Annotated in this window: 15 protein-coding genes; 6 read left to right on the top strand and 9 right to left on the bottom strand. The window is 64.8% G+C overall.

Annotation, left to right across the window (positions count from 1 at the left end; translation table 11 throughout):
• Positions 1-10: 10 nt before the first annotated feature.
• Positions 11-1,267 carry an aspartate kinase gene (locus ABIB78_RS30350; protein ID WP_429031252.1) on the bottom strand — a complete coding sequence of 419 codons (1,257 nt, stop codon included), beginning with the start codon at positions 1,265-1,267 and terminating at the stop codon, positions 11-13.
• Positions 1,268-1,487: 220 nt separating this feature from the next.
• Here ABIB78_RS30350 and ABIB78_RS30345 point away from each other — a divergent pair, with 220 nt between their 5' ends.
• The 4 genes from ABIB78_RS30345 (at position 1,488) to ABIB78_RS30330 (ending at position 4,918) form a co-directional block, all read left to right on the top strand.
• Entirely contained in the window at positions 1,488-1,955 is a 468-nt protein-coding gene (locus tag ABIB78_RS30345; protein ID WP_429031251.1) for a PH domain-containing protein, read from the top strand.
• A 14-nt stretch (positions 1,956-1,969) separates the two neighbouring features.
• Positions 1,970-2,740, top strand: a complete 771-nt coding sequence (gene ubiG, locus ABIB78_RS30340; protein ID WP_429031248.1) for a bifunctional 2-polyprenyl-6-hydroxyphenol methylase/3-demethylubiquinol 3-O-methyltransferase UbiG — start codon at positions 1,970-1,972, stop codon at positions 2,738-2,740.
• Between the two features lie 330 nt (positions 2,741-3,070).
• Positions 3,071-3,352: a GIY-YIG nuclease family protein gene (locus ABIB78_RS30335; RefSeq protein WP_429031246.1), complete on the top strand. Its 282-nt coding sequence runs from the start codon at positions 3,071-3,073 to the stop codon at positions 3,350-3,352.
• 666 nt (positions 3,353-4,018) lie between these two features.
• Positions 4,019-4,918 carry a DMT family transporter gene (locus ABIB78_RS30330; protein WP_429031243.1) on the top strand — a complete coding sequence of 300 codons (900 nt, stop codon included), beginning with the start codon at positions 4,019-4,021 and terminating at the stop codon, positions 4,916-4,918.
• A gap of 5 nt (positions 4,919-4,923) precedes the next feature.
• Here the strand turns inward: ABIB78_RS30330 and ABIB78_RS30325 are convergent, their stop codons facing one another.
• From ABIB78_RS30325 to ABIB78_RS30305, 5 genes are read right to left on the bottom strand one after another with little or no spacing between them, the layout of a single operon-like run.
• Complete coding sequence (locus ABIB78_RS30325; RefSeq protein ID WP_429031240.1) at positions 4,924-5,352, bottom strand: EamA family transporter; 429 nt, start codon at positions 5,350-5,352, stop codon at positions 4,924-4,926.
• Positions 5,349-5,819, bottom strand: coding sequence for a DUF1178 family protein (locus ABIB78_RS30320; protein ID WP_429031238.1), 471 nt, complete (start codon positions 5,817-5,819; stop codon positions 5,349-5,351). Before ABIB78_RS30320 ends, ABIB78_RS30325 begins: the two co-directional genes overlap by 4 nt.
• Complete coding sequence (locus ABIB78_RS30315) at positions 5,816-6,694, bottom strand: carbon-nitrogen hydrolase family protein (RefSeq protein WP_429031235.1); 879 nt, start codon at positions 6,692-6,694, stop codon at positions 5,816-5,818. The genes ABIB78_RS30320 and ABIB78_RS30315 overlap by 4 nt, the downstream gene beginning before the upstream one ends.
• The gene (gene grxC / locus ABIB78_RS30310; protein WP_429031234.1) at positions 6,694-6,966 is read right to left on the bottom strand and encodes a glutaredoxin 3; all 273 of its coding nucleotides are present in this window, start codon (positions 6,964-6,966) and stop codon (positions 6,694-6,696) included. The genes ABIB78_RS30315 and grxC overlap by 1 nt, the downstream gene beginning before the upstream one ends.
• A 29-nt stretch (positions 6,967-6,995) precedes the next feature.
• Positions 6,996-7,805, bottom strand: coding sequence for a ComF family protein (locus tag ABIB78_RS30305; protein ID WP_429031232.1), 810 nt, complete (start codon positions 7,803-7,805; stop codon positions 6,996-6,998).
• Positions 7,806-7,883: 78 nt separating this feature from the next.
• On the opposite strand from ABIB78_RS30305, the gene ABIB78_RS30300 reads away from it, so the two are divergent.
• On the top strand, positions 7,884-8,726 hold the full coding sequence (locus ABIB78_RS30300; RefSeq protein ID WP_429031230.1) for a methyltransferase domain-containing protein: 843 nt from the start codon (positions 7,884-7,886) through the stop codon (positions 8,724-8,726).
• A gap of 285 nt (positions 8,727-9,011) precedes the next feature.
• Here ABIB78_RS30300 and ABIB78_RS30295 read toward each other — a convergent pair whose 3' ends face one another.
• Positions 9,012-9,422, bottom strand: coding sequence for a (deoxy)nucleoside triphosphate pyrophosphohydrolase (locus ABIB78_RS30295; protein ID WP_429031227.1), 411 nt, complete (start codon positions 9,420-9,422; stop codon positions 9,012-9,014).
• A gap of 180 nt (positions 9,423-9,602) precedes the next feature.
• On the opposite strand from ABIB78_RS30295, the gene ABIB78_RS30290 reads away from it, so the two are divergent.
• Positions 9,603-10,931, top strand: coding sequence for a TadE/TadG family type IV pilus assembly protein (locus ABIB78_RS30290; protein ID WP_429031225.1), 1,329 nt, complete (start codon positions 9,603-9,605; stop codon positions 10,929-10,931).
• Positions 10,932-11,041: 110 nt separating this feature from the next.
• Here the strand turns inward: ABIB78_RS30290 and argJ are convergent, their stop codons facing one another.
• Both argJ and ABIB78_RS30280 read right to left on the bottom strand, forming a co-directional pair.
• Complete coding sequence (gene argJ, locus ABIB78_RS30285) at positions 11,042-12,301, bottom strand: bifunctional glutamate N-acetyltransferase/amino-acid acetyltransferase ArgJ (RefSeq protein WP_429031222.1); 1,260 nt, start codon at positions 12,299-12,301, stop codon at positions 11,042-11,044.
• 268 nt (positions 12,302-12,569) lie between these two features.
• A complete protein-coding gene (locus tag ABIB78_RS30280) occupies positions 12,570-13,508 on the bottom strand; it encodes a peptidylprolyl isomerase (RefSeq protein ID WP_429031219.1) in 939 nt (312 codons plus the stop codon).
• Positions 13,509-13,596 lie beyond the last annotated feature (88 nt).

The raw sequence follows: 13,596 nt of genomic DNA, 5'->3' as shown, positions 1-13,596 counted from the left end.
GGGAAAGGCCCTACGTCTGGTCGAGACCGTACAGCGTGTGCAGCGTGCGCACCGCGAGTTCGGTGTAGGCGGCATCGATCAGGACCGAGAACTTGATCTCGGAGGTGGTGATGGCGCGGATGTTGATGTTGCGCTCGGCCAGCGCCTTGAACGCCTTCGCGGCGACGCCGGCGTGGCTGCGCATGCCGCTGCCGATGACCGAGACCTTGGCGACGTCGGTCGCGGTGTCGAGCCTGATGTAGCCGATCTTGGCCTTGGCGGAGGTGATCGTGTCCTTGGCGCGGTTATAGTCGGTGGCCGGCACGGTGAAGGTGAGGTCGGTGGTCTTGCCGTCCTCGGACACGTTCTGCACGATCATGTCGACGTTGATGTTGGCATCCGCGAGCGGCCCGAAGATCGCCGCGGCCACGCCGGGCTTGTCCTCGATTTGGCGCACGGAAATCTGGGCTTCGTCCTTGGAGAAGGCGATGCCGGTGACGACGTGCATTTCCATGATTTCCTCCTCGCTGCAGATCAGCGTGCCCGGCGGCTGGTTGGCGTGCGGGTCGATATCCTCTGGCTTGTCGAAGCTGGAGCGCACGAAGATCGGCATGTTGTGCACCATGCCGAGTTCCACCGAGCGAACCTGCAAGACCTTGGCGCCCTGCGAGGCCAGCTCCAGCATGTCCTCGAACGCGATCTTGTCGAGCCGGCGCGCCTTCGGCACCACGCGGGGGTCGGTGGTGTAGACGCCGTCGACATCGGTGTAGATGTCGCAGCGGTCGGCGCGAAGCGCGGCCGCGATCGCCACCGCGGAGGTGTCCGAGCCACCGCGGCCGAGCGTGGTAATGCGGCCGGACTGCGGGTTGATGCCCTGGAAGCCGGCGATGACGGCGACTTCCTTGCGTTCCTTGAAGCGGTCGATGATCTCGCTGCCGTCGATATCGAGGATGCGCGCCGAGGCATGCGCGTCCGAGGTCTTGATCGGGATCTGCCAGCCCTGCCAGGAGCGCGCCTGGATGCCGAGGCCCTGCAGCACGAGCGCGAGCAGGCCCGAGGTGACCTGTTCGCCGGAGGCGACCACCGCGTCATATTCGCGCGCATCGTGCATCGGCGAGGCCTCGGTGCACCAGGCCACCAGCTCGTTGGTCTTGCCGGACATCGCGGAGACGACGACGGCGACCTGGTGGCCCGCGTCGACCTCGCGCTTCACATGCTGCGCGACGTTGCGGATGCGATCGATATTGGCGACGGATGTACCGCCGAATTTCATCACGAGGCGGCCCATGACGACGCGTCTATTCCTTTAAGAGGATAAGTAGGTTAACCCACGCCGAAAACCGCAAGCGCGGGGACCGAAAGGCGCGTATACAATAGCGCCGCGCCCGGGGGCAAGCCGGTTGGTAGGGCTCCATTGGGGTCCCTTGAGGTCCCGTGGGGGTGATTTTACCGGTTGCGGGTGGGCTGTGGCGCGAGGGTGACTCGGGGGTAACTCGAAGGCGGATTGGATGGGACGCTATATCGACGAAATCCTGCAGCCTGGCGAGAAGGTGCTGTATTCCACCAATGCGCACTGGATGTTCTATCTGCCGGCGATCGGGGCGTGGATCGTGGTGCTGGCGCTGCTGATCCTGTCGCGGATGACGACGGTCGACGGCCTCGTGCTGGCCTGCCTGGCGGCCGCCGCCGTGGTCGCGGTCGCCGCATTGTACTGGACCGGCGCGGCCTGGTTCCATCGCTGGACCACGGAAACCGACGTCACCAATTTCCGCGTGGTGCACAAGAGCGGCTTCATCAAGCGGCGCACCTTCGAGATGAGCCTCGACAAGGTCGAGAGCGTCGACGTCAACCAGAGCATCATGGGGCGACTGCTCAACTACGGTGACGTCACCATCCGCGGCGTCGGTGAGGGCATCGAGACCATCAAGACGATCGCCTCGCCGCTGTCGTTCCGCAATTCGATCACCGCGCGATAGGGGCGCGCGCAATCATGGCCACGCAATCAACGATTCCAAATTCCTCCGCCAATGCCTCCGCCAGCTCGGTCGATCCGGCCGAGGTCGCGAAATTCTCAAAACTATCGGATGAATGGTGGGATCCGCACGGCAAGATGGCGCCGCTGCACAAGATCAATCCGCTGCGCCTGACCTATATCCGCGACGCCGCCTGCCGCAAGTTCGAGCGCAACGCCAAGAGCCTGAGCTGCCTGTCCGGCCTGCGCCTGCTCGACATCGGCTGCGGCGCCGGGCTGTTGTGCGAGCCGTTCACGCGGCTCGGCGCCCAGGTGATCGGGATCGATCCCTCCGCCACCAACATATCAGCCGCGAAGCTGCATGCCGACAAGGGGCATCTGTCGATCGACTACCGTTGCACCACGATCGAGGACATGGACGCGCGCGAGCGCTTCGACATCGTGCTGGCGATGGAGGTGGTCGAGCACGTCGTCGACGTCGGCGCTTTCATCAAGCGCTGCGCTGTCATGCTCAAGCCCGGGGGGCTGATGGTGGTCTCGACCTTGAACCGCAACTGGAAGAGCTTCGCGCTGGCGATCGTCGGCGCCGAATATGTGCTGCGCTGGCTGCCGCGCGGCACCCATGAGTGGAGCAAGTTCGTCACCCCCGCCGAGCTCGAGCGCTACCTCGGCGATGTCAACCTCAGCGTCACCGAGCAGGCCGGCGTGGTCTACAACCCGCTTGCCGACAAATGGACGGTCTCGACCGACATGGACGTGAACTACATGGTGGTGGCGGAAGAGGTGTGAGTTTGCGGCGCTGTCTCCACATGACCAGTGTCGTCCCTGCGAACGCAGGACCCATAGCCACCGGCCTCGGTTGTTGAGTGCGATCTAAGTTCAGGATTTGCCCTCCTTCGGAATCCGATCAATCACCAGTCGTCTATCGTTCGTTCAACCACCGCGCCCCAAACGGCTCCCTGCGGTTATGGGCCCCTGCTTCCGCAGGGGCGACAGCGTGCTTGTGGTACAAATGGTGGAGATGTGAGACGATGTTTCCTCTGGAAGGTGTCGTCCCTGCGAAAGCAGGGACCCATAACCACCGGCCGAGATAATTGGACGAAGGTCCGCGTTCCGAGCATGTACTACGTCTACATCCTCGCAAGCCGACGTCACGGTACGCTGTATATCGGCGTGACGAATTCCGTTCAGAAGCGGCTTGAGCAGCATCGCAACGGGAACGGATCGTCGTTCGTCAAGACCTACGCCGTTTATCGCCTGGTCCACGTTGAATCATATGAGCGTGCCGAGGAAGCCATTACGCGTGAGAAGCAGCTCAAGAAATGGAAGCGCGACTGGAAGATCGAACTGATCGAGCGAGAAAACCCCGAGTGGCGAGACCTTAGCGACCTGCTTGTTTGACTGGTGTGCCACGAACGGCTTCCTGCGGTTATGGGTCCCTGCGTTCGCAGGGACGACGGGGGTGGGTATCGGCGTGCCCTTGCTCACGGCTCAAGGTCAGTGAAGTTAGCCCGGCTTTCGCCGATACATCGGTGTCGTCCCTGCGAACGCAGGGACCCATAGCCACCGGCTGACGTTGTTGAGCGCGATCTGAGTTCAGGACGTGTTCTGCTCCACGTTTCGCCAAACCTGACCGGTGTTATGGCCCGTTCAACCATGGTGCCACGAACGGCTTCCTGTGATTATGGGTCCCTGCGTTCGCAGGGACGACGGGGGGTATCGGCGTGCCCTTGCTCACGGCTCAAGGTCAGTGAAGTTAGCCCGGCTTTCGCCGATACATCCGTGTCGTCCCTGCGAAAGCAGGGACCCATAGCCACCGGCTGACGTTGTTGAGCGCGATCTGAGTTCAGGACGTGTTCTGCTCCACGTTTCGCCAAACCTGACCGGTGTTGTGGCCCGTTCAACCATGGTGCCACGAACCGCTTCCTGTGGGTCCCTGCTTTCGCAGGGACGACAGTGAGTTTGCGGCTGGATCGCAGCCCAGTCATGCGCTGCCTCGGTTGACCGCGTCAGCGGCAATCGGCACGCTGCGCGCACACTCCCGCCCCGGCACACCTTCCCTCGCAGATGTTCACGATCTCCTCGCTCTGGATCCCCTTCACCATCGTCGCTGCGTTCGGGCAGGTGGCGCGCAATGCGATGCAGCGGCACCTCACCGGGCCGCTCGGGACCTGGGGCGCGACCAATATCCGCTTCCTGTTCGGCCTGCCGTTCTCGGTGGTGTTCTTTGCGCTGGCGGTGCTGCTGACCGGCGATCGCGTGCCGTGGCCGGCGGAGTCGTTCTGGCCGTGGCTCGTGGTCGGCGCGCTCAGCCAGATCGTCGGCACCGGCTTCATGCTGCTGGCGATGAACGACCGTTCCTTCGTGGTGACCACGGCCTACATGAAGACCGAGGCGATCCAGACCGCGATCTTCGGCTTCATCTTCCTCGGCGATCATCTCACGACCATCAAGGTGATCGCGATCGTGATCGCGACGATCGGCGTCGTCGTCACCGCGCTGCGGCCCGGCGGGCAGAAGAGTTTTGCCGATCTGCGCCCGACCGTGCTCGGCCTCGGCGCCGCCGCGGTGTTCGCGATCTCGGCGGTGAGCTTTCGCGGCGCCATCATTGCCGTGCCCGGCGTCTCGTTTGTGACGGCAGCGTCCTGCACGCTGATGTGGAGCCTGTTCGTCCAGACGCTGATCCTGTCAATCTATCTGTTGCTGCGCGCGCCCGACGTGCTGAAGTCGATCCTGAAGCTGTGGCGGCCCTCGATGTTCGCGGGCTTCATGGGCGCGTTCTCATCGCAATTCTGGTTCCTTGCGTTCGCGCTCACCGCCGCCGCCAACGTGCGCACGCTGGCGCTGATCGAGGTGCTGTTCGCACAGGGCGTGGCGTATGTCTCGCTCAAGCAGCCGTTCTCGCTGCGTGAGGTGATTGGCATCGTCCTGATCGTGATCGGCGTCGCGCTGCTGATCGCTGCTTGAATGACTCAGCCCTTCACCGCGATCAGCACCGCGCCGGCGGAGATCAGCGCGATCCCGATCCAGCCATAGGCCGAGGGGCGCTCGCCGAGGAAGACGGCGCCGAACAGCGCCACCAGCACCACGCTGAGCTTGTCGATCGGCGCGACGAGTGTGGCGGGCCCGAGCTTGAGCGCGCGGAAATAGCAGATCCACGACGCGCCGGTGCCGAGCCCGGACAGCAGCAGGAACAACCAGCTTTTGCCCGAGATCGGCCCGGGCTGGGTGAACTGCCCGGTCGCGAACAGGATGGCCGACAGCGTGATCAGCACGATCACGGTACGGATCAGGGTGGCGAGATCGGAATTGATGCCCTCGACGCCGACCTTGGCGAAGATCGCCGTCAGCGCGGCGAAAATGGCGGAGAGAAACGCCCAGACCTGCCAGGTCGAGGTCAATTCCGGTCTTCCGGCAGCGTCGGCAGTGGCGAGACCTCGACGCCTTCGTCGATCAGCGCGCGCGCCTCTTCGGGGGAGGCCTCGCCGTAGATCGGCCGATGCTCGATGTCGCCGTAATGCATCTTGCGCGCCTCGTTCGGGAAGCGCTCGCCGACATTGTCGGCATTCTTCACGATGTGGTCGCGCAGTTCCTTCAGCTTGCTGCGCAGCTCGCGCTCCTGCGCCATCATCAGCGACGTCGATTCGGCAGGCGTCGCCTCGACGGGGGCAGCCGGTGCCGCCCGGGCCGGCTCGCGGCCCTTCTTGCTGACGATTTGCGGAGCCATGATCGCGCGCTCGATCTTGCTCGAGCCGCAGGACGGGCAATCGATCAGGTGACGCCGCTCCTGCGATTCATAGGCCGTGGAGCTCTGGAACCAGCTCTCGAACTGATGGCCGCGCTCGCAGCGCAACGTGTAGTGGATCATGCCGAACCCCGGACGAGGTGCAGATGCTCCGGGCCGGCCTTGGGGTCGGCAATGCCGAAACGCCTGCCATGCTGCAGCGAGGGAATGGTCTTGCGCGCGGTCTCGACCTTGGCGGGATCGATGTCGGCCAGGAACACGCCCGGCTCGACGCCGCCCTCGGCGAGGATCTCGCCCCAGGGGTCGATGATCAGCGAATGGCCGAAGGTCTCGCGCTTGTTCTCATGCAGGCCGGCTTGGGCTGCTGCGAACACGAAGCAGCCGGTCTCGATGGCGCGGGCGCGCAGCAGCGTGTGCCAATGCGCTTCGCCGGTCTTGCGGGTGAAGGCGGAGGGCACCGTGAGGAACGAGGCGCCGGCTTCGGCCAGGGCGCGATAGAGCGCCGGGAATCGCACGTCGTAGCAGATCGTCAGTCCGATCCGGCCCCAGGGCAGGTCGGAGATCACGGCGGTTTCGCCGGGCTGGTAGTTGGCCGATTCGCGATAGCTCTCGCCGCCCGGCAGATCGATATCGAACATATGGATCTTGTCGTAGCTCGCGAGCAGATTGCCCTCGGGCCCGATCAGGAACGAGCGGTTGACCGCCTTCTCCGGCGAGTAGCGCAGCGCCAGCGAGCCGATATGCAGATGGATCTTCAGCTCGGCGGCCAGCGCGCGGTAGGCCTGCAGCGATTTGTCGTCCTCTTCGCTTGCCAGGTGTTCGAACAGCGCCTTGCGGTTCAGCTGCATCATGTTGCTGACCTCAGGAGTCAGCACATAGCTGGCGCCCTGCGCCGCCGCTTCGCGGATCAGCCGCGTGCCCTGCTCCAGGCTCGGCTCCGGCAGCAATCCGGTGCGCATCTGCACCATGGCGGCGGTGAAAATGTTGTCCGTGCTCATCAGGCGCCGCCTCCGTTGCTGAGCAGGCCATCGAGCTTGCCCTCGCGGTCGAGCGCGTAGAGCTCGTCGCAGCCGCCGACATGGGTCTTGTCGATGAAGATCTGCGGGAAGGTCGCCCCGCTGCCGGCGCGATTGTACATCTCGTCGCGGTAGGCCGGGTCGTTGGCGACGCTCAATTCGGTGAACGCAGCGTTCTTGCGCGTCAGAAGCGATTTGGCCGCGCTGCAATAACCGCAGCTCGGCCGGGTGTAGATTTCAATGGCAGCGGTCATGGTGCGCTCGGTTGAACCTGAATGTCAGATTATATGGGAGCGCGGTGCTGGTCGACAACCCGTGCGAACACCAGCACGTCGACCTGCGCCGCTTTGGCGCGCAACAGCGCCCGCGCGCAGGCATCCACTGTCGCGCCCGAGGTCAGGACGTCATCGACCAGGATCACACGGCGGCCCCGGATGTCAGCCTTGCGTTCATCGGCGACCCCGAATGCGCCCTGCACATTGCTGGCGCGGTCCTTGCGTGACAGCCCGATCTGCTGCTCGGTGGCGCGAACGCGCCGCAGCGCCTCTGGGACCATTCTGACGCCGCTCTGGCGCGCGATCACCTTGGCGAGCGCGCCGGATTGGTTGTAGCGCCGGCTCCAGCCGCGCCGCCAATGCAGGGGAACCGGCACCAGCATGTCGGCATCCTGTAGCAATTCCTTCCCCGCGCGCGCCATCCAGCGACCCATTGTCGGCGCCAGATCGGTGCGATCCTGGTATTTCAACGCGTGCACCAGCGTGCGCGCGACGTCGTCATAGCGCACCGCGGCGCGGGCGCGCTGGTAGGCCGGCGGATTGGCAATCGCCTCCATCGACAGCAGCTCCGGCCCGGGATCGTAGACAAAGGGAATGCCGAGCCGCGGGCAGAACGGCGGCGCGATGAACGACAATTGGGCCCAGCACACCGCGCAGACGCCCTCGCCGTGAACCGGCTCGCGGCAGGACACGCACAGCGTCGGCAGCGCGATGTCGAGCGCCAGCCGCGCGGTGCGCAGCCACGTGCCCCCGACCGCGCCGAGCGCGCGCACGAAGTGACCGGCAATGGAGCGTGTCGGTGATGCCTCGGCGTCCATGGAGGCTGAGGCTAGCGTTTGAGCAACGTGGGCTCAAGGCGGATTGCCTGCGGCCGTCGTCCGGCGTAACCAGCCGGCATGGCACCGAACCCGGCCACCGCCCCCAATTTGTTCGATCGCGCATTGCTCGGTGCGCGGCTGGCGCGTGCGCGGCGCGAGGGGGCGGCGACGTTCCTGCTCGAGCGCGCCTCGGAGGACATGACGGACCGCTTGCAGGCGGTATCGCGCAGCTTTTCGGCGGCGGCCGATGTCTGGACGCCGGGTGACGGGCTCGCGGACGTCGTGCGCGCGCGTGTCGCCTCCGTCGATGCGATCGGTTTCAGCGAGACGGAATCGCTCGGCCTGCCGCCCGAGTCGCTCGACCTCGTGGTCTCGGCATTGGCGTTTCAGTTCGTCAACGATCTGCCCGGTGTGCTGGCGCAGATCCGCCGGGCGCTGAAGCCGGACGGGCTGTTGCTCGCTTCGATGCTCGGCGGCGATACGCTGACCGAGCTGCGGCAGAGTTTTGCCGCGGCGGAAGCGGAGTGCGAGGGCGGGGTGTCGCCGCGGGTCGCGCCGTTCGCCGATCTGCGCGACGTCGGCGCGCTGTTGCAGCGGGCCGGCTTCGCGCTGCCGGTGACCGACGTCGACCGCGTCGTGGTGCGTTACGCCAGCGCGTTCGCGCTGATGGCCGATCTCAGGCGGATGGGCGCGACCAATGTGCTGCGCGAGCGCCGTCACGCCCCGACCCGCCGCGCCACCATGCTGCGCATGGCGCAGATCTATGCCGAACGCTTCGCCGATGCCGACGGCCGCATCCGCGCCACCTTCGACATCGTCTGGCTCTCCGGTTGGGCGCCGCATGACAGCCAGCCGAAGCCGCTGAAGCCGGGCTCGGCAAGAGCGAGCCTGGAGGCCGCGGTGAAGGGAAGTAAGCGTTAGGGACGCACTGTGCCACGGCTCCCTCTCTGCTTGCGGGGCAGGGCTATCGCGTATGGCTATCGGCCATGATGTGGAAATGTCGGTTGCAGAAGCACGCAAATGCCATATACGCCCTGGGACGAGCGTGCGCCTGCGCGATTTCGGAATATTAGAAGAATATCCCTGAGTTGCCCGACGTGTCAAGTCGCCTGGTCGAACGCCGGCCACCGCCGGCCACTTTGCATGGGGTTGTTTTCGATATTTTGGGTAGCCGCGCCTCCCTCGCAAGTGGGGAGACGAAGAAGATCACAGCAACAGATCCATCAGATGCGGCAGCAGCGGGATGTCCGCGGGCGGCATCGGGTAGTCGCGCAGCTTGCCCGCGCGCACCCAGGCGAGGTTCTGGCCCTCGCGCGCCACCGCCATGCCCTCCCAGCGCCGGCAGATGTAGAGCGGCATCAGCAGATGGAAGGTCGCGTAGGCATGGCTGGCGAAGGTCAGCGGCGCGAGGCACGGCTCGCTCACGGTGATGCCGATCTCCTCATGCAACTCGCGGATCAGGGTCTGCTCCGGCCGCTCGCCGGGCTCGATCTTGCCGCCGGGGAATTCCCACAGGCCCGCCAGCGCCTTGCCCTCGGGGCGCTGCGCCAGCAGCACGCGCTTGTCGGCATCGACCAGCGCGCAGGCGACGACGAGGGTCAGCTTGATGTCAGTCATGCGGCACGGGCGCCCTTTGTGCTCTGTCTTCAAGATTTCATTAACCAGCAACGCGTCCCCCGCCAAACGATTTGTGTCTGCGGGTATTTTCTGCGCTCGCGATAATCCGGCCTTAATTCGCGGCCGGCAGGGTGAGGTGTCTCTTTTATGTGCCCATCATATTCTCTGCCGATATAACCCATGCGCACCTTGATCCGGACCATCAACCGTTTCCGCAGCGATCGCTCCGGCAACATCGCGATGACCTTTGGCCTCGCTCTGCTGCCGCTGGTTGTCGCCGTCGGATGCGCGGTGGACTATTCCCGCGCCAACCAGATCCGCAGCAAGCTGATATCCGCCGCCGACGCGGCGAGCGTCGGATCGGTCGCCAAGGGTTCGCCCGGCTTCATCGCGGCCGGCGCCATGACGTCCGACGGTGAGATCTCGGTGGGCGAGGCCGATGCAACGAAGATCTTCAACGGCAACATCTTCAACCAGAACGGCTTCACGCTGACGAGCGTGACGCCCACCATGACCAAGAGCGGCGGCGCCATCACCTCGACGGTCAAGTTCGAGGCCGATGTCCCGACCATGTTCCTCGGCGTGATCGGGCGAAGCAAGATCACCGTGACGGGTACATCGACCTCGACCGCGAACATGCCGCTCTACATCGATTTCTATCTCCTGCTCGACAACTCGCCGTCGATGGGGGTTGCGGCGACACCCACTGACGTGACCAAGATGGTCAACAACACGTCCGACCAGTGCGCCTTCGCCTGCCACGACTACAACGATGCCAACAACTACTACAATCTCGCCAAGACACTCGGTGTGACGACGCGGATCGACGTGCTGCGCAGCGCGACCCAGCAGTTGATGGACACCGCGGCGAACACCGCGACCTATGCCAGCCAGTACCGGATGGCGATCTACGATTTCGGAGCCTCGTCAAAGACGATCGGCCTGCGCGCGCTGTTCTCGCTGTCGACCAGCCTGTCGAGCGCCAAGACCGCGGCCGGCAACATCGACCTGATGGGCGTCTACGGCAATAACGATTCCTATACTGCCGACAAGGATAGCCAGTTCAGCGCGGTGTTTCCGGCCATCAGCAACGCGATCAGCGCGCCGGGCCCCGGCACCTCGGCGGCGCCGATGAAGTATCTGTTCTTTGTTTCCGATGGCGTGGCTGACGAACCCAATTCAAGCTGTTTGAAGCCGATCAGCGGCAGCAATCGCTGCCAGTCGCCGATCAATCCGGCGCTGTGCACGGCAATCAAGAACCGCGGCATCAAGATCGCGGTGCTCTACACCACCTATCTGCGGCTGCCGACCAACAGCTGGTACATGACCTGGATCGATCCGTTCAACCAGGGTCCGTTCGGTCCGTCACCGAACAGCCAGATCGCGCAGAACATGCAGGCGTGCGCGTCGCCGGGCTTCTATTTCGAGGTCAGCCCGACCGAGGGCATTGCCGATGCGATGAACGCGCTGTTCAAGAAGGCCATCGCCGACGCGCGGATCTCGAGTTGATGGCGTAGGTGTCATTCCGGGGCGATGCGCCAGCATCGAACCCGGAATCTCGAAGTTATGGCGCGAGATTCCGGGTTCTCGCTACGCGAGCCCCGGAATGACGGCGAATCCTACGACCTGTAATCGCCGTTGATCGTGACGTATTCCTTGGTGAGGTCGCAGGTCAGCACGCGGTCGCGGGCCTTGCCGAGGCCGAGCGCGACCTTGATCTGGATCTTCGGCGCCTTCATCGCCTCCGAAACCTCTTTCTCATCGTAGGACGGATCGCGCGCGCCGCTCCTGGCGACGCGGATGCCGTTGAAGGAGATCGAGAGCTTGTCGCGATTGGCGGGCTCGCCGGCCTTGCCGACCGCCATCACTACGCGGCCCCAATTGGCGTCTTCGCCGGCGACCGCGGTCTTCACCAGCGGCGAATTGGCGATCGACATCGCGATTCTGCGCGCCGACGGCTTGGTGGTGGCGCCCTCGACCACGACCTCGACCAGCTTGCGCGCGCCTTCGCCGTCGCGCGCCACCTGCTCGGACAAATTGGCGAGGATCTGCTGGAACGCCTTGGTGAAGGCCTTCAGGCGCGGGTCGCTGGCGCGCGAGATCTTCGGCGCGCCGTGCGCTGCCGCGGCGCCGGTCGCAAATGCGAGCAACGTGTCCGAGGTCGAGGTGTCGCCGTCGATGGTCAGGGCATTGAAGGTATCCTCGACGCCGGCCTTGAGCAGGGATTGCAGCACGGACGCCGACAACGGCGCGTCGGTGAAGACGAAGGACAGCATCGTCGCCATGTCGGGCATGATCATGCCGGCGCCCTTGGCCATGCCGTTGATCGTCACCTTGGCCTTGCCGAGCTTCACGGTCGCGGTCGCGACCTTCGGGAAGGTATCGGTGGTCATGATCGCCCTGGCCGCGTCCATCCAGCGATCGGGGGTTGCGGTCTCGGCGAGCTGCGCCAGCACGCCGTCGAACTTGGTGGCGTCGAGCGGCTCGCCGATCACGCCGGTCGAGGCAAGGAACACGTCCGAGGTCGAACATCCGACCGCCTTCGCCGCGATCTGCGCGGTCAGCGCGGTGGACGCCTTGCCGGTCCTGCCGGTGAAGGCGTTGGCGTTGCCGGAATTGACCACCAGCGCGCGCGCCGATCCCTTGTTGGAAGATCCTGCGCCCTTCAGCTTGGCACGGCACCATTCGACCGGCGCCGACGGGCACTTCGATTTGGTGAAGACGCCGGCCACCGTGGTGCCCTTGTCCATCAGCGCAAGCAGCACGTCGGTGCGCCCCTTGTAGCGGATGCCGGCGGCAGCGGTCGCAAGCCGCACACCCGCGATCACGGGCATCTCGGGAACGTCTGGCGGGGCGAGGGGGGAGACGGCGGTGGACATCGGGAAGCTTCCGGCTACGGGGAGGGAAGCGCTGCATAACATCTCGCCGGCTGAAGCGGGAGAGGCCTGTGACGCGAACGGGCAACGGCGTCGTCCCGGCGCAAGCCCGATAACCACCGTCATCAATTGTTCAAGAAACTGCTGCCGCGGCAAGAAAAGCTCCGCCGCGGCGTATGGATCCCGGCGCGACAAATCGAATGCACCGCGAAACGCAAATGGCCGGGACGAGCCCGGCCATCGCGCATTGAAGCTGTTGGTGTCGCGACGCTTACTTCTTCGCCGGCGCCATCTTGTTGTCGGCGGGCTTCGGCGCATCCTTGGCGGCATCGGCCGGTGCGGCCGCATCCTTGGCCGTCTCGGCCGGCTTGTCCATGCGCTCGACCTTGGCGGCCTCGCGCAGCTTGGCGACGTAGTCGGCCTGGGCCTTGCGCGTCACATAGGTCTCGATCTGGGCCTTCACCTGCTCGAAGTCGGGTGCCTTGCGGTTGCGCTTTTCCTCGACCTTGATGATGTGCCAGCCGAATTGCGACTTGACCGGATCGGAAATCTTGCCCGGCTCGAGCGAGAAGGCGACCGCGGAGAATTCCGGCACCATCTGCTCCTTGGTGAAGAAGCCGAGGTCGCCGCCATCGGAGGCGCCGGGGTCCTTGGACTTCTTCTTGGCGAGCTCGGCGAAGTCCGCGCCCTTGTCGAGCTCGACCTTGATCGCCTTGGCCTCGTCCTCGGTCTCGACCAGGATGTGGCGGGCGCGCACCTCCTGCTCGCCGGTGATCTGCTTGGCGGCCTCGTCGTAGACCTTCTTCATGGCGTCGTCGGTGGTCGCGGCCTTGCCCTCGCTGGCAAGCAGGCTGTCCATCAACAGGCGGTTGCGGGTGAAGGTGAGGCGCTTCTTGAAGTCGTCGTTGTTCTCGATCTTCTTGTCCTCGGCTGCCTTGGACACGATCTTCATGTCGATCAGGAAGGACAGCACATTGTCCTTCTTGGTCGCCGGGTCCATCTGCGCGAGGCTCGGGCCGAGTTCCTCCTCGGCGAGCGCCACGTCGCTGGCGTGGATCTCGGAACCGTTGACCTTCGCCAGCACCGGGTCGGATTCCGCGGCGCGGACCGGGAGGCCGGCAGCCAACACTGCGACAAGACAGCCCGTGGCGGCCAGGGTGGCGAGGCCGAGGCGCAGGCCGGTTTTGGTTTCCGGAGGCGAGGTGGTCATGCAAAATCCTTGTCTCAAAGGGGGGAGGCTCGAGCGGGGCGGACACTCGCCCAATCGTGTTACATTGGCAACGCGAAAGTCTTGTCAA

The sequence above is a fragment of the Bradyrhizobium sp. I1.14.4 genome (assembly GCF_050435825.1).
In the GTDB taxonomy this organism is placed as follows: Bacteria; Pseudomonadota; Alphaproteobacteria; order Rhizobiales; family Xanthobacteraceae; genus Bradyrhizobium.
This window is presented reverse-complemented; position numbering and strand designations above follow the sequence as displayed.